The following is a 24349-nucleotide window of genomic DNA, read 5'->3' on the forward strand; positions in this document are numbered from 1 at the left end:
TATAAAATGTCTGGCTAATACACATCCGGTCAATGAGTACGGAAACGGAAATACATAAGACCGGAGTAAATTTAGAAACAAGTAATGCGTAAGCAACTTGAAATCTGAATTTGCTCCGGTCTTTTTTTGTTTGCATTTGCAGTATGGAAGGGGGTGAACCGAGGTGGCATCCGATGTACATAAGAATACGGATACCAAGGTGGAAACCGTCAGTGCCAACTCGGTTTGCCGTCAGTTGCCGCAGAAAACTGCCGAACAGGGATTGGCAGCTGCAGTTGCGTTTGCGGAGGAGGTTCAATGGTCGTTGGCAATACGCAGAACGATTTCGGGGGTAGGGTTTGGAGAGGCCTTGAAGCTGCTGATGAACGACCGGGATATGTCTGTGGAACAGATGGAGTCAGAGTCTGGGCTCTCTGTATCTACGGTAAAGCGGCTTCGTGCAGGACAGGATGCAAGTGTGGAGCAGATCGTTGCCATTTCGGTGGCACTGCACCTTCCGCCACCTGTAAGCGGTGATTTGTTGAGGATGTGCGGAATCACGCTGGATTTCAACAATCAAAAGAATACTGTCTATCAGATGATTCTGACGGAGTATTACAAAGAGGGCATCGAACAAGTCAATGTCTGCCTTGCAGCATGTGGATGTGCGCCACTCAAAACTGCTTGTTAATGCGGACACAACAGAATATACCTATGAGGCGATTGGACCATAAAACGGTCTGGTCGCCTCTTTTTTTTGAAATTTTTTCTGAGGTAAGGGCTCAAGAAGTGAGCCCTAAACGGTAATAAAACGGCGCAGTAAGGCTGCATAAGAGCATCTGACATGACGGTATTTTTTTATAAAAGTACGAAATAACGATGCTTTGTGCGCTGCTTTTTAGAGCTCATCTGATGAACTGGTGATTTGAGGTGTTCTCGGTTATCATGTAGTCAGTTCAAGGGACAAGCCCCAAGAACAAAAATATCGTAAGGCCCGATTCTAGAGAGGGTTAAGGATACCATAACGGAGTTTTACCATCCGGCAGACGCTGTCTGCTGCGATAGAACGACCGGTCTATGGGTGTACCTCCCATCTCTGGAATCGGGCCTTTTTGCGTTTTGCAGGCTGGTTCAGTGCACGGCGTGAACCCCTATCCAGTCTCCGTCATCGGTATCCTTCCCCTCCCTGAGTCCGGGGGAAAGGACACGAAAATGACTGACGTGATGAACTGCGTAGACAAGCTGCGGGAGAAGAAGATCTCCGGCTACAAGCAGCGCATGGCTGTGAACCCCTGCGGTGATTATCGTTAGCCTTCCAAATTTTCGACTTTTAACGCTTTATCGAAAATTTGGAGGTTACACATGAGTTTCAATAATGGTAATGAACGTCGCAAGCTGAATGCAAAGTGGGAGCAACTCCGTGTGCAGTACCGCGAAGCCGGAATGAGCGAAGAGGCAATTCAGGAGATGTATGAGTTTGATCTGGGCGTCCTGAACAGTGAACGCGCCTATGATGCCAATACGGTGGCAGTCTGTGCTGGCGAAGATGACGTTGACGCAAGGAAAGCAGCGGATCTTAAGCAATATGAGGCTGCAATCACGGTAACGGATACCTACCACGAAACCAAGAGCCGTTTTGGATGGATCGGCGAGATCGAGAATGAGCGGCTGCTGGCTGGTCTCGAAAATTTATCGGAAGATGATCTCAAACTTTTGACACTCTATGTTTATGAGAGTTACACAGAGAGCGAAATTTCTAAAGCTTTTAATGTTTCACAGCCTTCAATTCATAAGAGAATCATGAAAATTGCTATATTTTTGAAGAAGTTTTGATTTTTGGCTATAATTTGCCCCTTCTCGATGGCTCGTAAGTGAAGGGACAATTTCCCAAGCGGCACTCACCGCAAGGCAAAGCGTCCGACCTCGCGCACCTTGAAAACTGAATAGTTCCGTCATCTGGTACTCCGATAATGATACTTCCGTAATTCGCGGCCCGGTCACAAAGCAGACGGGGTGGCTGAAATGCCAATGAAGCGGTAAAAGTCCGCTGCCAGATGTTTATGCCCCACTCGCAGGGGGCCGAGGGCGAATATGCGAGACCTTTAATCATATTGATCCGGGAACTGCCGGGTACGTTTTTGCGCATCTGGCAGTTCCCGTTTTTTACGTATCCCAATTTATTCTTTATCCGAATATCCACTTTGATACATATAGGAGGACACTTTTATGGATGAGTTGAACCCCACGGTGCGCGAGCAGGAGATCTACGAGGAGATGGAGCTGACCCCTGAGATGGTCAAGTCCATCCGTACCCTCTGCAGCACCTGTCTGCGGCACTTTGTGGACGCAAAAGTTTTCAAGATCGCGCTTGTACCCAGCGCAGACCGGAGCATGGACACTTGCACAGTCTGCCAGACCCGGCGCGGTCATGACTACGTTGTGATGAACCGCTGAACAAACACACCGCACACTGCCAAGGAGGTGCAGCGGGCGGTGTACATATTACAAAGGAGGGCAGCTTTTGATTCAAAACTGGAAATTCCAGCGTGGAGACATTTTCTTCACCCGTTTCGACAACGCCACTGGTTCAGAGCAAAGCGGGAATCGTCCGGCGGTCATTCTTCAGAATGACGTGGGTAACTACCACTCGCCGACCCTGATCGTTGCAATCATGACAAGCAAGGCGGAAAAGAAAGTAAACCAGCCGACCCACTGCCTGTTGGAAAACGCAGGGTTGAATATGCCGTCCGTTGTGCAGGCAGAGCAGATCTTCACCATCGACAAAAGCCGGGCGCTGAAGTATCTGGGGCATCTGACCCCGGAGGAGATGCGCCGGGTGGACGATGCAGTTCGGATCAGCCTTGCGCTGAACCCCATGGGCAGCATCCAGCAGATGGAGCCTATCCGGCGCTCTACGTCGCTTTACGCGCCGCCTGAGGTGGTGGATGGCAAACCGCCTGTCTACCCCTATACGCCCATCCGGTCGTCCTTTGAGAACGCCGGAAGCATCGAGGAAATGATGCTGTACACCGAGTTGCAATCCGCGGTTCATGCCATGATCCAGCGGCTGGAATACAGCTTCACCTTCAATCCCAGCCTGCTCACCATCCCGAAGCGTAAGCAGCAGGTGGCTGAGATCTTAGAGGAAGCCGAAAAGTACATTTGGAGAATCAAGGAGGAAATGCGATGCGCCTGAACGACAACAATTCTTTCATCGGTATCAACCCGCCGTACCAGCTTTCGGTCATCCACAGCAGCAAGCTGATCTATCCCCGCGAACTCTACCAGCTGGGCGAAGAAATCTACTGCGAAGCCCTGCGGCACATCGTGGAAGCGTGGGAGGGCAGACCGGATTCCTTGCAGCAGGTCGGTGACCTGTCTGTGCCGGAATACCTGACCCGCTGGCTGCGGGAAAGCGTGATGAACCTTTCCCCGGATACTTACGGTCGATACGCCTACGATATGGGCAGGGTCATCATCCCGTACTTTGAACGAAAGCGGCTGTCTTTAAAAGCGCTCACTCCGCGCGATCTGGAAACGTTTTTCCGCTATGAGCGTCAGCAGGAGGAAGCGACCGTACAGCAGCTTCTGGATTGGCACAGGGAGCTGACCGATGCCCTTCAGTATGCCGTTGACAGTAACTGGCTGAAAGCGAACCCCGTCAAGACGGTTGACCCCTGCCTTGATAACTCCCCGGTACTTTTCAACGATTTTCTCATGGACTGGTTGAAAATGATGAAGTCCCGCGTGGCGATCACGACCTATGCAAACTACGAGATCGTGATCACACGCCGCAGATAAAAAAGAAAACTCCCCCAGACAAGCTGGGGGAGTTTTTTATGCCGGTGGTGGGGGTCGAACCCACACGTGTTATTAGCACAAGGGATTTTGAGTCCCCCTCGTCTGCCATTCCGACACACCGGCGCATCGGTTTGAACGTCTTTTATTATACCGGATTCCCTGGGCAAAATCAAGAGAAAGTTTGCGTCTTTTTTCAGATCGTCCCGCATGGCGTAAAATACATGACTCCGGTTCTTGCCCGGCGGCGCGGGCTGTGCTACACTAAGGTCAGATCAAAACGTAAATGATACCCACAAGGAGGGAACCGGACTTTGAAACATCTGCATTCTTTTGCCCGCCGCGCGGCGGCTTTTCTGCTGGCGGCGGTGCTGTGCGTCTGCATCCCGGCGGCAGCGGCTTCGGCTGCCACCACCATCGGCGGGGCCGATACCACCCTGATCCCTGCAGAGGACGAAAACTGTCTCAGCTGGCTGTTTGGCTCCAAGGATAAGATCACCATGCCCTACCTGAACATCAAGGGGCAGGGGCTCAAGCGCAATGTTACGCTGGATCTTGAGGACTGTCTGGTGGGCATCACCTATACCGAGCTTGGCTCCATTGGCAGCTATGTCAGCGCCAGCGCCGCGCAGCAGGCGTGGAAGGCGCAGGCGGTGGCCATCCACTCTTATCTGGAATACCACAAGCAGTACGGCTCGTCCACCAATGCGCTGATCTATACCCCGGTCGATCAGATCCCGGCCTCTGCCCGCAATGCCATCCGCAAGGCGGTGCAGGCGGTCAAGGATGAGGTGCTGGTGTACAACGGCAGCGTGTGCGATGCAGTATGGTCGGCCAGTGCGGGCTACAACACCCAGACCGGTGTGTACGGTACCTGCGCCAGTCTGGACGCGTGGGGCACGGATGTGCCCTACCTCCAAAGCGTGGAAAGCCCCTACGAGGAGCAGTACCACAAGCTGCTGCGCCGGGTGATCGGCAAGGACTACACCTATATAGAATACAACGACAGCCGCACCGGCGAGCCCTACCAGAGCGCCGACACCACCCACAAGGATCTGGGCGGCTTTGTGCAGTACAACACGCTGGTGTCCAACGGACGCAGCTACCGGTATATCAACCAGTTCGTTTCCTCCCGCTACTGCTTCGATTTCGGCACCGATGCCAGCGGCACCCCCTGCATGACCTACTACGGCTATGGTCATGGCGTGGGTATGAGCCAGTGCGGCGCAGTGGGCTACGCCGCCGAGGAGGGTATGAATTACAAGCAGATCCTGCAGCACTACTACACCGGGGCGAAGATCCGTACCAGTACTACCCGCAGCGGCGGACTGTTCGGCTGGCTGGCGGGATTGTTCCGCTGAACGTGTTTCACTGAAATTTTGGAAAAACCTTCTCAAACGCCGCAAGATTTGGTATACTATATCCGTTTGTGAAAAATGAACGGGAAACATAACTGCGTAGAAAAGCGCACGGATTGGAGTATCAGCATGGAGTTGGATCAGGAAAAGCAGAATCAGGAGGCCGCCGAGCGCAGCCGTGCACTGGCACAGCGCATCGTGCGGGAGCTGGCTCCCCGCAGCGTACAGGTGCTGGAGGACAGCGGGCTGCTGGAAAAAGCTTTTTGTAAAATGAATACTGCGGTGGTGCAAAGCGCCCCGGAGCTGCTGGTGGTGGCAGACCCCCAGTGGGTCACCCTGCCCGCCGTACAGGCGGAAAAAGTGCTGCTGGTGTGCGCAGAGTACGCCGGCATGGCAGACTGCGCAAAGCAGCTTGCCGCGCAGGGCTTCTGCCGGGAGCTTGCGTGGAAGGACCGCGGCAAGGAGCAGCTGACCGCGCTGTTCTGCCGCATGGACGCCCCGGAGCTGCCGGAACTTGAAGATGGCTACGAGCAGCAGCTGGATGTTCTGCGGGAGCGTACCCTGCTGGCCGAGCGCACCGCAGCCGAGCAGACTGCCCAGCTGGAGCGGCTGCGCAGCGACCTTTCCCTGAGCCGCAGCCACGAGCAGGAGCTGGAAAAGACCCTGAACAGCGTGGTCAACTCCACCTTCTGGAAGGCCAGCTGGCCGCTGCGGTATCTGGTAAGCAAGTGCCGCCAGCTGTGGCGCACCTTCCCGCTGTTCGTCTTTTTTGCCACCCTGCGTCGGGTGGGCTTTGCGGGCGTAATGGCACAGGCCAAGGCCAAAAAGGAGTACAAAAAGCTGTTTCCGGGCAAGGCGATGCCCGCCGACCGCTTTGCGGACGTGGAGCTGCTGGTAAAACAGGCCGCAGACCAGCCCGCTGCACCCCTGATTAGCATCGTAGTGCCGCTGTACAACACCCCCCACGATTTTCTGGTGGAGCTGCTGGACTCGGTACAGAACCAGACCTACCGCAACTGGGAGCTGTGCATGGTGGATGCCGGACAGGACGCGGACGTGGGTGCCCTCGTGCAGGAGCGTGCCCGCACCGACAGCCGTATCCGCTACCGGAAACTGGACAGCAACGAGGGCATTGCGGGCAACACCAATCAGGGCTTTGCCCTTGCCACCGGTGACTATATCGCCCTGCTGGACCATGACGACATTTTGCACCCCTGCGCACTGTGGTATGTGGCGGAAGCCATCGCCAAGCAGGGCGCGGACTTTGTGTACACCGATGAAGTGACCTTTGAAGGGGACATCGACCATCTGACGGTCTACCACTTCAAGCCGGATTATATGCTGGATAACCTGCGCTCCAACAACTATATCTGCCACCTGAGCGTGTTCAGCGCGGCGCTGCTGGCAAAGGTGGGCGGCGATGAGCGGGCAGAGTTCAACGGCAGTCAGGATTACGACCTCTACCTGCGCCTGACCGAGCAGGCGGAAAAGATCGTGCATATCCCGCACCTGCTGTACTACTGGCGTTCCAGCCCCGCCAGCGTGGCCAGCAACATCTCTGCCAAGACCTACTGTCTGGAAGCAGCCATGAAGGCGCTGCGCGCCCACTACGACCGCATGGGCGTGCCGGTGGACGCGGTGACCATGGTGCCCAACACCCCGGGCTTCTACAAGACCGATTACACCATCACAAAGCCCGGGCGGGTCAGCGTGCTGATCCCCAGCTGCGACCATTCGGGCGATTTACGGGTGTGCGTGGAGTCCATCTACCGCAAGACCACCTACCCGGATTTTGAAGTGATCATCATCGAGAACAACAGCAAGGAGCCTGCCACCTTCCGCTGCTACGAGCAGCTGCAAAAGGAGCACCCGGACACCCTGCATGTGCTCACATGGCAGGGTACCGGCTTCAATTACAGCGCCCTGAACAACTTTGGCGCACGCGCCGCTACCGGCGAGTATCTGCTGCTGCTCAACAACGATACCGAGGTCATCTCGCCCCGCTGGATGGAGGAGATGGTCATGTATGCCCAGCAGGACCGTGTGGGCTGCGTGGGCGCAAAGCTGCTCTACCCGGACAATACCATCCAGCACGCAGGCATCGGCTTCGGTTTCCTGACGCTGGCGGCGCATATGCACAAGAACTTCCCCGTGGGGCACCCCGGCTATATGGGACGGCTGGTCTACGCACAGGATGTGTACGCCGTGACCGCCGCCTGCCTGATGGTGCGCAAGGACGTATACGAGCAGGTGAACGGGCTGGACGAGAGCTTTGCCGTGGCCTTCAACGACGTGGATTTCTGCGTCCGTGTGCGGGAGGCAGGCTACACCAACGTGTTCACCCCCTTTGCCCAGCTGTACCACTACGAGAGCAAGAGCCGCGGGCTGGACGAGAGCCCTGCCAAGCGCAAGCGCTTTGCCTCTGAGGTGGAGCGGTTCCAGAAGCGGTGGGCAAAGCAGCTGGCTGTGGGCGACCCCTGCATGAACCCCAACTTTGACCTGATGAAGGAGGACTTCAGCTTTGACATCAAGCCGCTGGAGTGAGCCTTCCGCCAACGATAAAACGAAAGGGGGAACGCAGATGGAGCTTTCGGCCTGTATCGTGGTGTATAACGGCGCCGGGGAGGCTATCAAGGCCGCCCAGACCGTGCTGGACTGCACCCGCCGCTACCCGCTCACCTTATATCTGGTGGATAACGCCAGCCCGGACGGCAGCGGCCGGCAGCTGACCGCCGCTGCCAAGGACGGCACCCTGCGCACCGCCCCCGGGCAGACGGTGCAGGTGCTCTGCCGACTGGAGAACGGCGGCTTCGGCACCGGGCACAACACGGTGCTCTCGCTGCTGCACAGCCGGGTGCACTTTATCCTGAACCCGGACATCCAGCTGACCGCAGACACCCTGAGCGACCTTGCGGACTGGATGGCGGCGCACCCCGGCGTGGTGATGACCCGCCCGGGGCTGACCTTTCCGGACGGCAAGCCCCAGCAGCTGCCGCTGCGCCGGTGCAACGTGCGCGCCATGGTCTACCGTCAGCTGCCCTGTCTGCGCTTCTGGGCAAAGTACAACGACCGCTACCTGATGGCAGACAAAGACCTGACAAAGCCCACCGAGATCGAGTTCTGCACCGGCAGCTTTTCGGCGGTGGACACTGCCGCCTTCAAGGCCGTGGGCGGCTTTGACGAGGGCTACTTCATGTATGTGGAGGACGCTGACCTGACCCAGAAGATGCGCACCCGGGGCAAGGCGTATCTGGTGCCCCAGTATACCGCCATCCACGCATGGCACCGTGCGGCGCACCGCAGCCTGAAGCCCTTTCTGTGGCAGCTGCGCAGCCTGCTGCGCTACTTTTCCAAGTGGGGCTTTGCGTGGTGAGCGGGGAAGAAAAAATAGTGTTTTTGATTCACAGAAAGCGGTGTGCCGTCGGCACACCGCTTTCTGTCGTTTCCGCCTCTTGCATTTTGCGTGCTTTCATAGTAAAATAAAGTGTACTGCCATCGTCTTTTGCAAAAATGCGGCCATGGCAGACCCAAAATCGTTTACAGCGGACGCAGCTCCGCTTTGAATTAAGCTGCACATCTTTTTATAAGAAAAAAGGAGTGCACAAGTATGAAAGGCATTATTCTCGCCGGCGGTGCCGGCACACGGCTCTATCCCTTGACCATGGTCACCAGCAAGCAGCTGCTGCCGGTCTACGACAAGCCCATGATCTACTATCCGCTGTCCACCCTTATGCTGGCGGGCATTCAGGATATCCTGATCATCTCTACCCCTACCGATACGCCCCGCTTTGAGGCGCTGCTGGGCGATGGCAGCCAGTACGGCATCCATCTGCAGTATAAGGTGCAGCCCTCCCCGGATGGTCTGGCACAGGCCTTTATTCTGGGCGAAGAGTTCATTGGCGACGACTGTTGCGCCATGATCTTAGGCGATAACATTTTCTACGGCAACGGCTTCTCCAAGCTGCTCAAGAGCGCCGTGGCCAACGCAGAGAACAAGGGCCGCTGCACCGTGTTCGGCTACTATGTGCAGGACCCCGAGCGCTTTGGCATCGTGGAGTTCGACAAGGACGGCAAGGTGCTCAGCGTGGAGGAAAAGCCCCAGCATCCCAAGTCCAACTACGCCATCACCGGCCTGTACTTCTACAACAAGGAAGTGGTGCAGATGGCAAAGCAGGTAAAGCCCTCTGCCCGCGGCGAGCTGGAAATCACCACCCTGAACGATATGTATCTGAAGCAGGACGAGCTGGATGTGCAGCTGCTGGGCCGTGGCTTTGCATGGCTGGACACCGGCACGATGGAGAGCCTTGTGGAGGCTGCCGACTTTGTGCACATGATCGAGAAGCGTCAGGGCATCAAGATCAGCGCACCGGAGGAGATCGCTTTCAAGTACGGCTGGATCGACCGCGACACCTTGCTGGAAAGCGCCGAGCGCTACGGCAAGAGCCCCTACGGCCAGCATCTGAAGAACGTGGCCGACGGCAAGCTGCGCTACTAAGCATAAGGAAAGGCACATTGGTATGAAAATCATTGTCACAGGCTGCAAGGGGCAGCTGGGCACAGAGCTGCTCAAGCAGCTGCAGGAGGGCCGCAGCGAGCTGGGCCCCATCCCCGAAAAGCTGCTCAACGCTACGGTGATCCCGGTGGATCTGCCGGAGCTGGATATCTCCAACTACAGGATGGTGGACGAGTTCGTGCGGCGCAACCGCCCGAATATCATCATCAACTGCGCCGCCTACACCAACGTGGACGGGTGCGAGGTGCACCACGACGATGCCTTTAAGGCAAACGCCCTCGGCCCCCGCAATCTGGCGCAGGCTGCCGAAAAGACCGGCGCACGGCTGGTGCACGTTTCCACAGACTATGTGTTCTCCGGCCGGGAGAACGGCGGCATCCCGCAGGATGAAGCCACCCTGCCCGGGCCCATCAGCGCCTACGGCTCCACCAAGCTCATGGGCGAAAAGTATGTGGAGCGGTTCTGCCACCGCCACTTCATCGTGCGCACCGCGTGGCTGTACAGCTACTACGGCAAAAACTTTGTCAAGACCATCGTGAATGCGGGCAAAAAGTTCGGCAAGCTGGAAGTGGTCAACGACCAGTGCGGCAACCCCACCAACGCTGCCGACCTTGCCCACGAGATCTTGCAGCTGTGCGTGACCCACGAGTACGGCCTGTACCACTGCACCGGCGAGGGCATCTGCTCCTGGTACGATTTTGCTGCCGAGATCATCCGCCTTTCCGGTGTGGACGCTACCGTTGCCCCCTGCACCAGCGAGGAGTACAAGGCAAAGCACCCGGACAGCGCCGACCGCCCCAAGTGGAGCGCACTGGACAACCGGATGCTGCGCTGCACCGTGGGCAACGATGTCCGCGACTGGAAGGACGCGCTGGCCTGCTTCTTCGCCCACTGGGACGGCGAAAACGGCATGAAGGGCTGAGAAAAAACTGAAAATCCCCCCTGCGGAAGAACTGAGGATGTATCATGTTTGATGCGATTTTTGGCAGATCTGTCAAGATATTAAAGATCCTTGCAAAGGTGCAGTGTGTGCTGGCCTTTGTGCTTGCATCCATGCTGTGCGGCGCGGTCCATGAAATGCTGAAGCCCATCAACCAGTTTTCAGCCATCGTGCTGGGGCTGGTGGTCGCCGTGGTGTTCTGGGTGCTGCAAATGTTCCTTGCATGGGCGCTGTACGCCTTTGCGGAGCTGGTGGAGTACACCAAAGCCACCCACAAGGAGCTCAGCAACATGAGTGCAGGTCTGGCACGGTACACCCAAGCCACCTACGAGGAGCTTCACAGCATGAACAAAGGGCTGGAAGCATACACCAAGGCCATGGGCAAGACCATGAACAGCATGAACAAGAACCTCTACCTTGTGGCAAAGCACTGCTGCGCCGAGGAGGAACGCGCCCGCGCCGCAGCCCGCCCGCAGTCCGGGAACAACAACAAATAAATAAAGAGGGATACTGACCTATGAAAACCTATCTGATCACCGGCTGTGCCGGTTTTATCGGTTCCAACTTTGTGCACTATATGCTCAAGAAATACCCGGAGATCCTGCTGGTCAATCTGGATAAGCTGACCTACGCGGGCAATCTGGAAAACCTGAAGGACGTGGAGGGCGACCCCCGCCATGTGTTCGTGCAGGGCGACATCTGCGACAAGGAGCTGGTGGAGAGCCTGTTTGCAAAGTACGATTTCGACTACGTCATCAACTTTGCCGCCGAGAGCCATGTGGACCGCTCCATCAAGAACCCCGAGATCTTTGTGCAGAGCAACGTGATGGGCACCGTCAACCTGCTGCAGCGCGCCAAGGAGGCATGGTACGACGCCGATGCCAAGACTTGGAAAGAGGGCAAGAAGTACCTGCAGGTGTCCACCGATGAGGTGTACGGCGCTCTGGGCGCGGACGGCTTCTTTATGGAGACCACGCCGCTGTGCCCCCACAGCCCCTACTCCTCCTCCAAGGCCAGCGCCGATATGTTCGTCATGGCCTTCCACGACACCTACGGCATGCCGGTGAACATCACCCGCTGCTCCAACAACTACGGCCCCTACCAGTTCCCGGAGAAGCTGATCCCCCTGATGATCAACAACGTCAAGCACCACAAGCAGCTGCCCGTCTACGGCGACGGTATGCAGATCCGCGACTGGCTGTATGTGGAGGATCACTGCAAGGCCATTGATATGGTGGCAAACGGCGGCAAGGTCGGCGAGGTGTACAACGTGGGCGGCCACAACGAGCGCCCCAACATCTTCATCGTCAAGACCATCATCAACCAGCTGCACGACCGTCTGCAGGACGAGGGCATCAGCGAGGAGCTGATCAAGCACGTCGCCGACCGTCTGGGTCACGACCGCCGCTACGGCATCGACCCCACCAAGATCAAGAACGATCTGGGCTGGTACCCCGAAACTCCCTTCGAGAAGGGCATCGTGCTGACCATTGACTGGTACCTGAACCATCAGGAGTGGATGGACCACGTCACCAGCGGCGACTACCAGAACTACTATCAGGATATGTACAAGAATAAGTAACAGCCTGTAAATTTAAACTCCCTCTGCATCTCACGGTGCAGGGGGAGTTTTTTGCTGTCATTCCCGTTACGACCCCTCCCGTGAAAATGGAATAGCGGAGCGTCCGCAGACGCTCCGCTATTCCGAAATTATAAATATTCTTTCCGCTATTTATGCGCAGAGCAACGCGGCGCGCATTCTAAATCGTCCCGCCTTGGGTGGTCTCCACCACAAAATCCGCGCTTTCGGCTATGCCGTACTGCGCAAAATAGCCCTCCTCCAGCGGCACCCACCGGGCGGCAAAATCCGCGTAACGCGCGCCCTCCCGTGCCTGTAAGCGCCGGGTCTGCTCGGCCTTGGTGCAGGTCACGAACACCCGCAGCGTCTCGTAGGGGCGCAGCAGCGGGTGGTGGCTGTAACTGCCCTCTAAAATCACCAGCGGCTGCGCGGGCAGCTGTACCGGGGGCAGATAAGCCCCCTGCCGGCAGCTGTACGCCCGGTAGGCTACGGGCTGCCCCGCGTAGGCAGGGCGCAGGGCTTCGTCCCGCAGACGGGTAAGGTCCATGTTGGCGCAGGGGGTGTGTGCCCAGTCCGGGCTGCGCCGGGCGGGCGGCAGGTAGAAATCATCCGTGCGCAGCAGGGTGCAGCCGGGAAACTGCGCCGCCAGCCCGTTGGCAAGGGTGGTCTTGCCGCTGCCGCAGCGGCCGTCCAGCGCCAGCACCAGCGGGCGGGTGGGCTTTTGCGCCAGCGCGGCGCTCAGCAGCGCAGACAGGGTGGACGCGGTGATGGGTGTGGGCATGGGTTTGGCCTCCTTGGCAGGGGTGCGCCCAAAGGGGCAGACCCGATAATACCCCGATTATATCATAACCGCCGCCGGAAGGGTAGCGCGGGCGTGGTTTGCCATAAATAACTTTTTTGCCGGAAAGGCTTGACACGCCCCGCTGCGTTGTGGTACACTACTGGCGTTAGAAGCAACTAACCATGTGAGACCCCACCGGCAGCGCCCGCAGACCGGGTGTGCTGCTTCTTTTTTGGGATGACGGTTAGCTGCGTCTTACTTATAACCGCCCGGCATCCGGGGCACACTGACCCTGACACCGCCGCCAAAGGAGAACCGCCATGGAGCGTGATTTTGAGACCGTAATGATCGAACAATGTGCCCCGGTACTGGCGGGGCTGAAGCCTGCGGGGTTGTTCCGCTACGAAACGCGAAACCGTGCCGACCTTGCCCGGCGGGTGGCGGGCTGGAACGCCCAGCTGAACCCCAAGGGCCTGCAGGTGCGGGTGCTGCGGGGGTGCATCGCTACCCGGCAGTATCTGGTGTACGTCTACCGCGCCGCCAAGCTGCAAACGGTGCTGGCAGATGCCGCTGTGCGCGGCTTTTTAGCCCGGGAGGGCTACCGTCTGCCGGAAGATGCTGCGGACTGCAACGCGCTGCTGGACCAGCTCAGCCTGCGTCTGTGCTGCGCGGCGGAGGCGGCGGATTTCCCCCACGAGATCGGGGTATTTCTGGGCTATCCGCTGGAGGATGTGGTGGGCTTTATCCGGCACCGGGGCAAGTGCTTTACCTGCTGCGGGTGCTGGAAGTCCTACGGCGACCCCGCCGCCGCCCAGCAGCACTTTGACCAGCTGGCCAAGTGCACGGCGGTGTACCTGCGGCTGTTCCACAGCGGCACGCCCATTTTAAAGCTGGCAGTGGCCGCCTGAAAAATTGATATTCTCTTTTCAAATACTCTCTTTTATCCTTGGCAACTCTCCTATGCTTCCGACACAGGAGAGAGCGATCCTCCTTTTTACACATGACCGCCCGGTGCAGTTTTGACCCCTGCGCCGGGCGGTCGTGTTTCTCCGTCACCCTGCCCTATAAAATGGCAAAGCGACCCTCTGAAAATGTAAACATTGGCTAACTTTAACTCAAGAAATAGAGTTAGTCATTGATGATTTTGATAAAAATGTGGGCCGGTTCTGGCATAAAATTTGTTTGTTCATATAAACTAACTATGAGATATGAAAAAACTATTGACAAGCTTGGTTAGCAGCGGTAAACTATCTATGCTGATAGTTACGGCTGACTAACCACCGCAGCATCACATCATTTTTATGGAAGGGGAGCACAGCGATGATGCCTTTGACGATGACAAAAGCAGGCGAGACCGTCACCATCCGCAGGATCAGCGGCAAGGACGAGGTGCGGCTGCATCTGGCCGAGCTGGGGTTCGTGGTTGGCAGCGAGGTGACCGTGGTCAACGAGATCGCGGGCAACCTGATCGTGCAGGTCAAGCAGAGCCGTCTGGCACTGGATAAGACCATGGCAAGCCGCATCATGGTGGACTGAGGCAGCGCCTTCCCGGTGCTGCATGAGATACTGCAAGGGAGGAACGAGTACGATGAAAACACTGAAAGACGTAAAGGTGGGCGAGACCGCCACCGTGGCACGGCTGCACGGCGAAGGCCCGGTGAAGCGCCGCATCATGGATATGGGCATCACCAAGGGGGTGCAGATCTATGTGCGCAAGGTGGCGCCGCTGGGCGACCCCATGGAGCTGACCGTGCGCAACTACGAGCTGAGCGTGCGCAAGGCCGACGCTGAGATGATCGAAGTGGTCTGATACGACCAAAAGGGAGGAAAGGTATCCGCAATGAGCATTAAAATTGCACTGGCCGGCAACCCGAACTGCGGCAAAACGACCCTGTTCAACAACCTGACCGGCTCCAACCAGTACGTGGGCAACTGGCCCGGCGTGACCGTGGAAAAAAAGGAAGGCAAGCTGAAGGGCGACAAGGACGTTGTCATTCAGGATCTGCCCGGCATCTACTCGCTGTCCCCCTACACGCTGGAAGAGGTGGTCTCCCGTACTTACCTTGTGAAGGAGAAGCCCGACGCCATCCTGAACATCATCGACGGCACCAACATCGAGCGCAACCTCTACCTGACCACCCAGCTCATCGAGCTGGGCATCCCGGTGGTGATGGCTGTGAACATGATCGATCTGGTGCGCAAGAACGGCGACACCATCGACCTGAAGAAGCTGAGCGCAGAGCTGGGCTGTCAGGCAGTGGAGATCAGCGCGCTGAAGGGCGAGGGCACCGAGGCTGCCGCTAAGGCTGCGGTGGCAGCTGCCAAGGCCGGCAAGACCGGCGAGCTGCCCCATGTGTTCACCGGCAGTGTGGAGCACGCCATTGCCCACATCGAGGAGAGCATTCAGGGCAAGGTGGATGACCGCTTCCTGCGCTGGTACGCCGTCAAGCTGTTCGAGCGCGACGACAAGGTGCAGGATGAGCTGAAGCTGGACAAGGCCCTGATGGATCACATCGACGAGCACATTCAGGACTGCGAAAAAGAGATGGACGATGACGCCGAGAGCATCATCACCAACCAGCGCTATGCCTACATCAACACCGTGGTGGGCAAGGCTGTCAAGAAGAAGGCCCGCGTGGAGCACCTGACCGTTTCCGATAAGATCGACCGGATCGTTACCAACCGTGTGCTGGCACTGCCCATCTTTGCAGTGGTGATGTACCTGATGTACTCCCTGTCCATGGGCACCTCCATTGCGGACGGCGGCTGGGCCATCGGTACCTTTGCCACCGACTGGACCAATGATGTGCTGTTCGGTGAGATCGTTCCCAATGCGCTGGGCGGCTTTTTGGAGAGCATCGGCGTGGCGGGCTGGCTGTACGGCCTGATCATGGACGGCATCGTGGCCGGTGTGGGCGCGGTGCTGGGCTTTGTGCCCCAGATGCTGGTGCTGTTCTTCCTGCTGTCCATTCTGGAGGACGTGGGCTATATGTCCCGCGTGGCCTTTATCATGGACCGTATCTTCCGCAAGTTCGGCCTTTCCGGCAAGAGCTTCATCCCGGTGCTGGTGGGCACCGGCTGCGGCGTGCCGGGCATTATGGCAAGCCGTACCATCGAGAACGAGCGTGACCGCCGCATGACCATCATGACCACCTGCTTCATCCCCTGCGGCGCAAAGATGCCCATCATCGGCCTGATCGCCGGTGCAATGTTCGGCGGCTCTTCGCTGGTGGCAGTGTCTGCCTACTTCATCGGCATGGCAGCCATCATCTGCTCCGGCATCATGCTGAAAAAGACCAAGCTCTTCGCAGGTGATCCCGCACCCTTCGTGATGGAGCTGCCCGCCTACCATGTGCCCGCATGGGGCAACGTGCTGCGGGCAACTTGGGAGCGCGGCTGGTCCTTCATCAAGCGCGCAGGCTCTGTGATTTTGCTCGCTACCGTCATCCTGTGGTTTATGCAGGGCTTCGGCTTCGAGAACGGTGCCTTCGGTATGGTCGAGGATCAGGACAACTCCGTGCTGGCTGCTATCGCTACCAAGGTCGCATGGATCTTTGCACCTCTGGGCTTCGGCAACTGGCGTGCAACCGTCGCTTCCGTCTCCGGCCTGATTGCAAAGGAGAATGTGGTGGGTACCTTCGGTGTGCTGTACCACTTCGGCGGCGAGCTGTCTGAGAACGGCGACGAGATCTGGGCTGCTGTTGCGCAGGACTACACCGCTCTGTCCGCTTACGCCTTCATGATCTTCAACCTGCTGTGCGCTCCCTGCTTTGCTGCGATGGGCGCCATCAAGCGCGAGATGAATAACGGCAAGTGGACGGCCATCGCCATTGGTTACATGTGTGCTCTGGCTTACTGCTCTGCGCTGGTGGTGTATCAGCTGGGCGGCCTTATCACCGGCGAGGTGCACTTCGGCCTGTTCACCGTGGTGGCTGTTGTGGTGCTGGCAGCGTTCATCTACCTGATGGTGCGCCCCAACAAGTACGCCGACAACAACGAAGTAAAGCTGGATACTTCCCGTATCTGATAGAAACGAAAGGGTGTATGCTGTATGATGGAATTTATTGCTACAAACTTTAATCTGCCCACCATCATCGTGGCAGCGCTGGTGTTCGGCGCGCTGGGCTGGGTCGTATGGCACACCCACAAGCACGGCGGCGGCTGCAGCTGCGGCGGCGATTGCAGCCACTGCAAGGGCTGCCACTGAGCACTGAACGGAACACTGAACCGCAAAGGAGCGCGGGCTGAAACTCTCGGCTCGCGCTCCTTTTTTAAGTGAAATAAAGTTAGCTTATGATAACACCGGGCAGGCCCCGGCGCGTAAAAAGGAGAGTGACCGGTATGCAGCTGACCGCAGCGCATCTGCGCTATCTGCTGGCCATCTACGAGGTAAGCCGCACCCATCTGGACATCAGCTCCCGCAGCATTGCGGAAAAGCTGGGGGTGACAAAGCCCTCGGTGGTGCGCATTTTGAACCTGCTCATGGAGCAGGGCATGATCGTAAAGGAGTACTACGGTAAAATCTACCTGACCGACCGCGGCATCTGGGTGGCAAAGCGGGTGCAGCAGGAGCTGGACGCCATTCTGGCGCACTTCCCGCCGGTGAGCGGGGAGCTGACGGACGAGGAGCAGTGGAACGCCGCCCTTGCCATGACGAGCGCCCTGCCCCAGCGCCTTTTTACCGCCGACTATGAGCGGATGGTGGAAGAGGAGGAGGCGGGCTGCGCCGCAGGCGGGACGATTTAAAATGCATCGCGCTCCGCGGGGAAAGTTCCTGCTTGCCGCAAACAAGCAAAGACGCTCCGCTGGGCCAGAGGCAGGGAGGGGTGTTCCGACTCCCCCCTCCCTACCTCTGGACTCCACCCACCCCGCAACGGGCCAAGGGCTGCTCGCCCTTGACAATCCTAAAGAAGAAGTCGAAGCACAAAAAAGCTAGCGCTGCGCCAGTCGGCGCTATCGCTTTAACGCTTTTTTCGCTTCTCCATCCATAGCCCCTCAGTCGCTGCGCGACAGCTCCCCCGAGGGGGAGCAAGCGCCCGCCCGCAGCGCCATGCTTTCGTAGAAAGCGGCGCTGCAAATGCAGTTTCCCGTTACGACCCCTCCCGTGAAAATAGCGTTTGGAGCGGCCCGCAGGCCGCGACAAACGCGAAATTATAAATAATTTTTCCTCTGATGATGCGCAGAGCAACGCGGAGCGCATTTTAAATCGTCCCGCCCCCGGCAAGGGCGACTGTTCAAAAGTCTCCTATGATACACAGGGGGTTTTGAACAACTAAAAAATAATGCGCAGAAAGGCGCAGCTTTCGGCGGCTTTTGAGCCTTGCAAGAAAACAAACAACGGATATACGCTATATCTCTAGTTGTTCAAAAAGCAGAGGGGGTTTTGAACAACTAGAAACGCTAACCGTACAAAAACGGTGGTTTTTGCCCTAGTTGTTCATCTTGAACAACTAGGAATAAGCATAGATACGTTAAAAAGTTCTAGCTGTTCAAAAGTCCATAGTAGTAATAGAGTTTTATAAAGGGGTTTTGAACATTCAGAAGCCCTGCGGTGCATCAAGCCAGCTGTATTTGCTGGTTCTGGTTTGTGATATCCGCAACCACAGAGGCTTCTTCCAGTTCTGGCTGATACCAATAGTTTTTGCGGTTGGGCTGATTTCCAATGTAGAGTGTTTTCAACCCCAGTGCTACGCGGGCGCGGCGTATGGTGCTTACCGAGATATCCCGCTCGGCGCACAGGCGGTACACCTCGCCCGCCTCTACCCAGCCCACAAAGGACAGCTGCTTTTCCAGCGCCTCGATGGCGTTGGCAAGGGCGGCAGAGGGGCGGCCATTGCCGGTGGCGGGAGTGCCCGCCTCCCGGATGATGGCGTCGGCGGTAAGGGTGCAGGGGCCGTCGTAGGCCACCGTGCCCTGCGGACAGATGCGGTAGCGCTGGCTTTCGCCGGGCTGGCCAAGGCTGTTTTTGGCGTGGGCCACCACCCGCACCTCCGGGTGCTCCGGGTCCCGCCCGGCAATGAGGATGCTGCGGGCGGCGTTGCGGAAATCGCTGGAGCCAAGCAGACGGTCCAGCGCGCTGCACACCCCGGGGCCGGGCTTGCTCATGTGGCTGATGAGCAGCACCGCCATGTCCAGCTCCTTGGCAAGGGCACCCAGATGGTCCAGCAGCGGGCGCACCTGCTCGGCGCGGTTCATCTGCACCCCCTGCCCCAGATAGCTCTGGATGGGGTCGAACACCAGCAGCGCCGGGCGGTACACCCGGCACAGGGCGGCAAGCTCCTCGTCGCCCATGCTGTAACTGGCACCGTCCTGAAAATACAGTCGGTCAAGGTCTGCCCCCATGGCCTCGGCGCGGGGACGCAGCACCTTGTTGGGGTCGTTCTCGGCGGTAAGGTAGAGCACGGTGGCGGGGGGCTGCGGCGGGTCCTCCGGCGCAAAGGCAGCGCCCCGGGTAAGCCGGGCGCACACGTCCAGCGCAAGGCTGGTCTTGCCCGCAGCGGACACGCCGCCCAGAATGCTTACCATGCCCCGGGGCAGGTAGGGCTGCACCAGATAGGCGGCGCGCTCCGGCGCAAAGGCGCTGGCGGGACGGATGCGGAACCGCCCGCGCCCGGCCTTTTGTTTGGCTTCGGCCTCGGCGCGCTGCTCCTCGGCAAGGCCTGCCTGCACATACTGCTGGCGGGCGTTTGCCACAAAGCCCTCGATATCCTGCCCCATGCGCGCCCCGCAGTCGGTGAACCAGCTCTCCACCCGGCCGGTGTCCCGCAGCTGACGGCTGTACAGCTGCCCCCGCAGCAGCCGCAGGGCTTCCTCGCGGCGGTCTTTGTCCAGCGTATACACCAGCGTGGCGGTGTAATCGCTGAGCAATTGGGCGTCCGGCGCGTGCTCCAGATGCTGGCACAGCTCCGTCCACACCTCGTGCTGGACGGCCTGCGCCTGATCGTAGGCGGTACGGTACTTGTTTGCGTCCATGTAAAAAACCTCCTTTGGACATAAAGTATCTACCCTTATCCTAAGGCGATGGACGCGGAAAAACCAGTGTGTACTTTTTGAGGGCCAGAGGGTATTATTGCACGCTGGATATACACGCTGTAAATGCAAGCGCAGCCGCTGCAAAACAAAAACAAACGCAGCAGCGCATAACCGCGCCCGCCGCGCGGGAAAACTCTGCCAAAAACTGGCGAAGTATTTCCCCCCGCGTAATCCACCGAAAACGTGCGATTTTTGGGGGAGACAGCAAATGCCGGACAGCTTGCAGGCTGCCCGGCATTGTGCGTTGTGGTTATTTTTTGATCGCCCGCAGGATGCGGTTGGCGATGTACTTATGCCCGCTCACGGTGGGGTGGGCGTCGGTGGCGGTCATGGCAAAGGGGATGGGCACATAGGTCACATTCTCGTTCTGGGCGGCAAGGCTCTTGCTAAGGGCATTCAGCCGCCGGAACAGCTGTGTCCACTCCGGCAGCAGGGGCACAGGGTTCGTGTAGCCCAAAAGGATGATCTGCGCGTCCGGGTTCAGCGCCCGCAACTCCGCTACGACCTGCGGCATATGCACGGCGGCTTCCTGATACGCCTGCTCGCAGATGGCGTCCGTACCGCCGCCCAGCAGCAGCTGGGTGGTGGCCTGTTTTTCTTCCCTTGTCAGCCGCAGGCGGGAAAGGTCGCTGTTCAGCCGCTGCAGGTTCTCAAAGCTGGGCTCGCGCAGCACGCCGCTGACCATGGTGGCTACCAGCTGCTCGCTCTTCCAGTTGGTGGCGTTGCCCAGCGCCACAAGGGCGGGCACCAGCGCATCGTTGGAGCCGATCTGCACGCTGATGACGTCCGCGCGCTTGAGGTAGTCCAGCATCTGGGGGTAGACGTAGTAGGTGCCCGCCTGCTGGTTCATCTGGGGCATTGCGCCGGTGTGCAGCATATCCGCAAGGTCGCCGGTGGTCAGCCCGGGCAGGCCAAGGTTGATGGCGTGCTGGCGGTCCAGCCCAAGACCTTTACCCACCAGCGAAACATAGCACTGCTCCGGGTAGCCCTCAAAGTTTGGGGCCGCATCTATGCCGATGGCGGCTGCAGTGTACTTGAAATCCGGCAGACCCACGCCGGAAACGATGCTGTCGCCCAGCGCCACATAGGTGCGCTGAGGATCGGCGGCAGGGGTGTCCGCAGTGGGGGCTTCCGCGTCCGGGGCAGCTGCCTCGGCGGTCTGCTCCTGCGCGGCGGGGGCGGTCTGTTCCGGCGGCAGGGCGTCGGGCTGCTGGGCAAAGGCAGGCACAGCCAGCAGCACCAGCGCAGCGGCGCTGCACAGCCATGCGGTAAAACGGGGATGTTTCATGGAGGATTCCTTCTTTCTCAAGGGCAGGGGGGTTACCCCACCTCTTCTTCCAGCTTACGGTAGTCGGCCTTACCGGCGGGGGTCAGGGGCATTTCGGGAATGATCTTATAGGCCGAGGCGGCGGGCTGCACATACTCCGGCAGCTCCTCGCGGCACAGCTGGCGCAGCTCCCGCAGGATCTGGCGCTTTTTGCCGGTGGCGGCAGGCTCCAGCACCACAAAAACGAAGGGCAGCCGTCCCTGGGTGTGGTCGGTATCGGCGTAGCCCACCACGCAGCACTGGTGCACGGCGGGGTGGCGGCTGATGACGTTTTCGATCATGGAGGGGAACACCTTGAAGCCGTCGTGCCGGATGATGATGCGCTTGATGCGGGCGTCCAGATACACAAAGCCGTCCTCGTCCATGGAGCCGATATCGCCGGTGTGCGCCCACAGCTGGCCGTCCGCGTGGCGGCGCAGCAGGTAGGCGGTCTCCTCGGGCTTGTTGTAGTAGCCCTTCATGGCGGTGGGGGTGCAGATGCAGATCTCGCCGCGCTGACCGATGGGCAGCTCGGTCTCGGTGCCCGGCTCGAAGATGGAGACCACCGTGTTGACCATGGGGATGCCCACGCTGCCGGGCTTTGTCACGTTACCGGCGGCGATGGTAGCCGCCGAGGATACCTCGGTCATGCCGTAGCCCTTTGCCAGCGGGTACTCCACCCCGTGGGCTTTGAGGAACCGGTTCACCGTCTGCTCCGCGCCCAGCGAGAGGGAATCGCCTCCGGCGGCGTAGTTGCGGATGAAGGAGAGGTCTTTGTTTTTCAGCAGCGGGTCGGCGGCAAGCTGCTGGTAGTGGGTGGGCACGCCGAACATGTGTTCGGGCTTGTACTTCCACACCAGTGCGCCCAGCTTATCCGGGTCCAGATTGGGGATGATGATGATATGCAGCCCCATGACCAGCGGCATGTGGATGCCGCAGCTGTAACCGTAGGCGATGAAGGGGGGCATGACGTTCAGCAGCTTCTGCCCGCGGTGGAACAGACGGCTCTGGGCGGCAAACTCCTGCGCAAGGGCGTTGAAGCAGTAGTCGGTCAGCATAACGCCCTTGGGCGAGCCGGTGGTGCCGCCGGTGTGCACCACCACGCAGGTGTGCTGGGGGTCGTAGGGAGCGGCGGCGGGGCTGTGCCCTTTGCCTGCGGCGATAAAAGCCTTCCAGCGCAGCACGTTGGAAGCGTAGCGGTTTTTATCCGGCTCTGTCAGCTTGTAGCCCACGGCTTTGGCCAGCGGCAGACTGTCGGCGGGGCTGAGCACCACCACCCGCTCCACGCTGGTGCGCTTTGCGGCCTGATGGCAGCGGGGGTACACCACGTTCAGGCAGATGAGCAGGCGGGACTCCACCTCCTCGATGTACTCCCGGATGCCCTCGACGCTGTACCGGGGGTCTACCAGATTCAGGGTAGCGCCCAGCAGGTCGGCGGCGTAGAAGGTGTAGACCACCTCCGGGGTCATCACGCTGACCACCGTGATGATATCGCCCTTTTTCACCCCCAGCGCCTGCAGGGCGGCGGCGGTCTTTTTTATCTGCACGATCAGGTCGGCGTAGCTGAACTTGCGGCCGTAGTATTCCAGCGCGGTATCGCCCAGATGCCGCTCGTTGTTGCGGCAGATCAGCGCAAAGGCCGAGCACTCCGGCACGGATTGGTGGATGTACTTTTCGTCATAATATTTCAGCCATGGCTTTGCCTTGGAGGCGTAGACCGGCTCCTTGTCATCTTCCATCATAGGATCAGACCTTTCTTTATCATCATTCGGAGACCGGCTCTCCGAGAGCAGGTGCAGTTACATTGGCAGGGGCAGCGCTCTGCCCGGCGGGGATGGTCTCCGGCAGGGCTGCAGCAGTCTCCACGGTCGGGGTGGTGGCTTCGGCAGCGGTCTCCGCAGCGTTTTCCGCTGCCTTGGCGGCTTCCTCGGCGGCCTTGGCGGCGCGCTCGGCCTTCAGCTGCTCGGCGCGCTGACGCGCCTCCTCCTGCCGTTTCAGGGTGCGCGCCTTGATGCGGCACACCGAGCACAGACCCTCGGCGCTGTCCGGGGCAATGGGCTTGCCGCACTGCTTGCACAGGGTCTTGGTGCACTTGTACAGCACCACGGGGCCAAGGGTGGTCAGCTGGTACAGCTTCATGCCGTCAAAGCCCTTGTTGGAGCATACGTTCATGCACACGCCGCACTCGCTGCACTTCCACGGGGTAAGCACCATGCGGGTCTGGCCGTTGGGCATCTCCTCAAACTTCAGGGCGTTGGCGCGGCAGGCTTTCTCGCACCGGCCGCAGCCAAAGCAGTTGTCGGTGAACTTGGGCATGTAGTAGCCGTACTGCAGGGGCGTTTCCATGGCGGCTTTCAGCTGCTTTGTGCGCTGGTGCAGCAGCAGGCGGAAGTCCACCCCGCTGTCCTCTTCGCTGCGCAGACCGGGCAGCATCTGCAGCAGCTTTTTGGTGCCGCTCTTGGAGCCGTGGCTCACCTGCTCCAGCATCTCGCGGCGGGTCAGCTCCTGCACATGGTAGGGGTACTCCTTTTCCTCGTATGCCAGCGAGAACCGCGCTTCAAACATCGGCTGACCGAAAAAGTCCACAAGGCGGGTCAGCTCCTTGCGCAGCTGCTCGGCGCACAGGTCGTTCTCGCACTGCCCGCAGGGGGTCAGGTCCAGCACGATCTTTTTGTTCAGCGCCAGATACGCCAGCGCCTCCCACGAGAGGGCACAGATGCAGCTGCGCACCACGGTGTTCTTGCGGCTGGACTTCTCACAGCCGATCCAGATGGTATCGTTGTCGGTGTCCGCCGCGGCGGTATCCCGCTGCACCTGCTCCGGCGAAGGCGCAATGCAGCCGCTGCGGCAGGCGGAAACGCACAGTCCGCAGTCGGTGCAGGGGTCCCAGTCCTTGACGAGGTTCGGGCGGGTAAAGATCTCCTCGCCGTAGGGGCAGATGTCCTTGCAGGTGGTGCAGGGCTTGCGGTGGGGGTGCAAATTCCAGCACTGGCGGCGGTTGATCTCGGGATGGCTGGTCTTCATCAGGGCATCCATTGCAGTTCTGGTAAAAAAGCCCATGGT

General features: G+C 59.0%; 23 protein-coding genes and 1 tRNA gene. 18 read left to right on the forward strand and 6 right to left on the reverse strand.

Annotation, left to right across the window (positions count from 1 at the left end; genetic code table 11):
* The first annotated feature begins 163 nt into the window (after positions 1-163).
* The 5 genes from MTP43_RS03160 to MTP43_RS03180 all read left to right on the forward strand — a co-directional run bounded on the left by MTP43_RS03160 (position 164) and on the right by MTP43_RS03180 (position 3780).
* Positions 164-670: a helix-turn-helix domain-containing protein gene (locus tag MTP43_RS03160; protein ID WP_113621445.1), complete on the forward strand. Its 507-nt coding sequence runs from the start codon at positions 164-166 to the stop codon at positions 668-670.
* A 671-nt stretch (positions 671-1341) separates the two neighbouring features.
* Positions 1342-1812 (forward strand): sigma-70 family RNA polymerase sigma factor, encoded by a 471-nt coding sequence (locus MTP43_RS03165; protein WP_113621444.1) that lies wholly within the window; start codon positions 1342-1344, stop codon positions 1810-1812.
* A gap of 393 nt (positions 1813-2205) precedes the next feature.
* Positions 2206-2433 carry a hypothetical protein gene (locus MTP43_RS03170; RefSeq protein ID WP_249235057.1) on the forward strand — a complete coding sequence of 76 codons (228 nt, stop codon included), beginning with the start codon at positions 2206-2208 and terminating at the stop codon, positions 2431-2433.
* A gap of 67 nt (positions 2434-2500) precedes the next feature.
* Positions 2501-3175: a type II toxin-antitoxin system PemK/MazF family toxin gene (locus tag MTP43_RS03175; RefSeq protein WP_249235058.1), complete on the forward strand. Its 675-nt coding sequence runs from the start codon at positions 2501-2503 to the stop codon at positions 3173-3175.
* Complete coding sequence (locus MTP43_RS03180) at positions 3166-3780, forward strand: N-terminal phage integrase SAM-like domain-containing protein (protein WP_249235059.1); 615 nt, start codon at positions 3166-3168, stop codon at positions 3778-3780. The genes MTP43_RS03175 and MTP43_RS03180 overlap by 10 nt, the downstream gene beginning before the upstream one ends.
* Before the next feature lie 39 nt (positions 3781-3819).
* On the opposite strand, the gene MTP43_RS03185 is transcribed toward MTP43_RS03180, so the two are convergent.
* A tRNA-Leu gene (locus MTP43_RS03185) sits at positions 3820-3903 on the reverse strand.
* Between the two features lie 188 nt (positions 3904-4091).
* On the opposite strand from MTP43_RS03185, the gene MTP43_RS03190 reads away from it, so the two are divergent.
* From MTP43_RS03190 to rfbB, 7 genes are all read left to right on the forward strand, one after another.
* Positions 4092-5138: a SpoIID/LytB domain-containing protein gene (locus MTP43_RS03190; RefSeq protein WP_097784819.1), complete on the forward strand. Its 1047-nt coding sequence runs from the start codon at positions 4092-4094 to the stop codon at positions 5136-5138.
* A 126-nt stretch (positions 5139-5264) separates the two neighbouring features.
* Positions 5265-7679, forward strand: coding sequence for a glycosyltransferase family 2 protein (locus MTP43_RS03195; protein ID WP_249235060.1), 2415 nt, complete (start codon positions 5265-5267; stop codon positions 7677-7679).
* Positions 7657-8508: a glycosyltransferase gene (locus MTP43_RS03200; protein WP_249235061.1), complete on the forward strand. Its 852-nt coding sequence runs from the start codon at positions 7657-7659 to the stop codon at positions 8506-8508. Before MTP43_RS03195 ends, MTP43_RS03200 begins: the two co-directional genes overlap by 23 nt.
* A gap of 234 nt (positions 8509-8742) precedes the next feature.
* Positions 8743-9630, forward strand: a complete 888-nt coding sequence (gene rfbA / locus MTP43_RS03205) for a glucose-1-phosphate thymidylyltransferase RfbA (RefSeq protein ID WP_015536678.1) — start codon at positions 8743-8745, stop codon at positions 9628-9630.
* 22 nt (positions 9631-9652) lie between these two features.
* Complete coding sequence (gene rfbD / locus MTP43_RS03210) at positions 9653-10570, forward strand: dTDP-4-dehydrorhamnose reductase (RefSeq protein WP_117528051.1); 918 nt, start codon at positions 9653-9655, stop codon at positions 10568-10570.
* A 44-nt stretch (positions 10571-10614) separates the two neighbouring features.
* Positions 10615-11085 carry a hypothetical protein gene (locus MTP43_RS03215; RefSeq protein ID WP_117528049.1) on the forward strand — a complete coding sequence of 157 codons (471 nt, stop codon included), beginning with the start codon at positions 10615-10617 and terminating at the stop codon, positions 11083-11085.
* A 20-nt stretch (positions 11086-11105) separates the two neighbouring features.
* Positions 11106-12170, forward strand: coding sequence for a dTDP-glucose 4,6-dehydratase (rfbB, locus tag MTP43_RS03220; RefSeq protein WP_097782315.1), 1065 nt, complete (start codon positions 11106-11108; stop codon positions 12168-12170).
* 178 nt (positions 12171-12348) lie between these two features.
* Here rfbB and MTP43_RS03225 read toward each other — a convergent pair whose 3' ends face one another.
* Positions 12349-12948 carry a uridine kinase family protein gene (locus tag MTP43_RS03225; protein WP_117528047.1) on the reverse strand — a complete coding sequence of 200 codons (600 nt, stop codon included), beginning with the start codon at positions 12946-12948 and terminating at the stop codon, positions 12349-12351.
* A gap of 320 nt (positions 12949-13268) precedes the next feature.
* Between MTP43_RS03225 and MTP43_RS03230 the strand changes: the two genes are divergently transcribed.
* From MTP43_RS03230 to MTP43_RS03255, 6 genes are all read left to right on the forward strand, one after another.
* On the forward strand, positions 13269-13856 hold the full coding sequence (locus MTP43_RS03230; protein ID WP_097782317.1) for a DUF3793 family protein: 588 nt from the start codon (positions 13269-13271) through the stop codon (positions 13854-13856).
* Positions 13857-14268: 412 nt separating this feature from the next.
* Complete coding sequence (locus tag MTP43_RS03235) at positions 14269-14484, forward strand: FeoA family protein (protein ID WP_005927389.1); 216 nt, start codon at positions 14269-14271, stop codon at positions 14482-14484.
* Positions 14485-14536: 52 nt separating this feature from the next.
* Positions 14537-14758, forward strand: a complete 222-nt coding sequence (locus MTP43_RS03240) for a FeoA family protein (RefSeq protein ID WP_005927392.1) — start codon at positions 14537-14539, stop codon at positions 14756-14758.
* A gap of 30 nt (positions 14759-14788) precedes the next feature.
* A complete protein-coding gene (gene feoB / locus MTP43_RS03245; protein WP_249235062.1) occupies positions 14789-16975 on the forward strand; it encodes a ferrous iron transport protein B in 2187 nt (728 codons plus the stop codon).
* A 24-nt stretch (positions 16976-16999) separates the two neighbouring features.
* Positions 17000-17155, forward strand: a complete 156-nt coding sequence (locus MTP43_RS03250; protein WP_005927399.1) for a FeoB-associated Cys-rich membrane protein — start codon at positions 17000-17002, stop codon at positions 17153-17155.
* A gap of 134 nt (positions 17156-17289) precedes the next feature.
* Positions 17290-17694, forward strand: coding sequence for a metal-dependent transcriptional regulator (locus MTP43_RS03255; RefSeq protein WP_154265854.1), 405 nt, complete (start codon positions 17290-17292; stop codon positions 17692-17694).
* A gap of 810 nt (positions 17695-18504) precedes the next feature.
* Here the strand turns inward: MTP43_RS03255 and MTP43_RS03260 are convergent.
* The 4 genes from MTP43_RS03260 to MTP43_RS03275 all read right to left on the reverse strand — a co-directional run bounded on the left by MTP43_RS03260 (position 18505) and on the right by MTP43_RS03275 (position 24346).
* Positions 18505-19920, reverse strand: coding sequence for an AAA family ATPase (locus MTP43_RS03260; RefSeq protein ID WP_249235063.1), 1416 nt, complete (start codon positions 19918-19920; stop codon positions 18505-18507).
* Between the two features lie 310 nt (positions 19921-20230).
* A complete protein-coding gene (locus tag MTP43_RS03265) occupies positions 20231-21268 on the reverse strand; it encodes an SGNH/GDSL hydrolase family protein (RefSeq protein ID WP_249235064.1) in 1038 nt (345 codons plus the stop codon).
* Between the two features lie 32 nt (positions 21269-21300).
* Complete coding sequence (locus MTP43_RS03270) at positions 21301-23028, reverse strand: class I adenylate-forming enzyme family protein (protein WP_005927414.1); 1728 nt, start codon at positions 23026-23028, stop codon at positions 21301-21303.
* A gap of 22 nt (positions 23029-23050) precedes the next feature.
* Positions 23051-24346 carry a 4Fe-4S dicluster domain-containing protein gene (locus MTP43_RS03275; RefSeq protein WP_249235065.1) on the reverse strand — a complete coding sequence of 432 codons (1296 nt, stop codon included), beginning with the start codon at positions 24344-24346 and terminating at the stop codon, positions 23051-23053.
* Positions 24347-24349 lie beyond the last annotated feature (3 nt).

It is taken from the genome of Faecalibacterium sp. IP-1-18 (genome assembly GCF_023347355.1).
Taxonomy (GTDB): Bacteria; Bacillota; Clostridia; order Oscillospirales; family Ruminococcaceae; genus Faecalibacterium; species Faecalibacterium prausnitzii.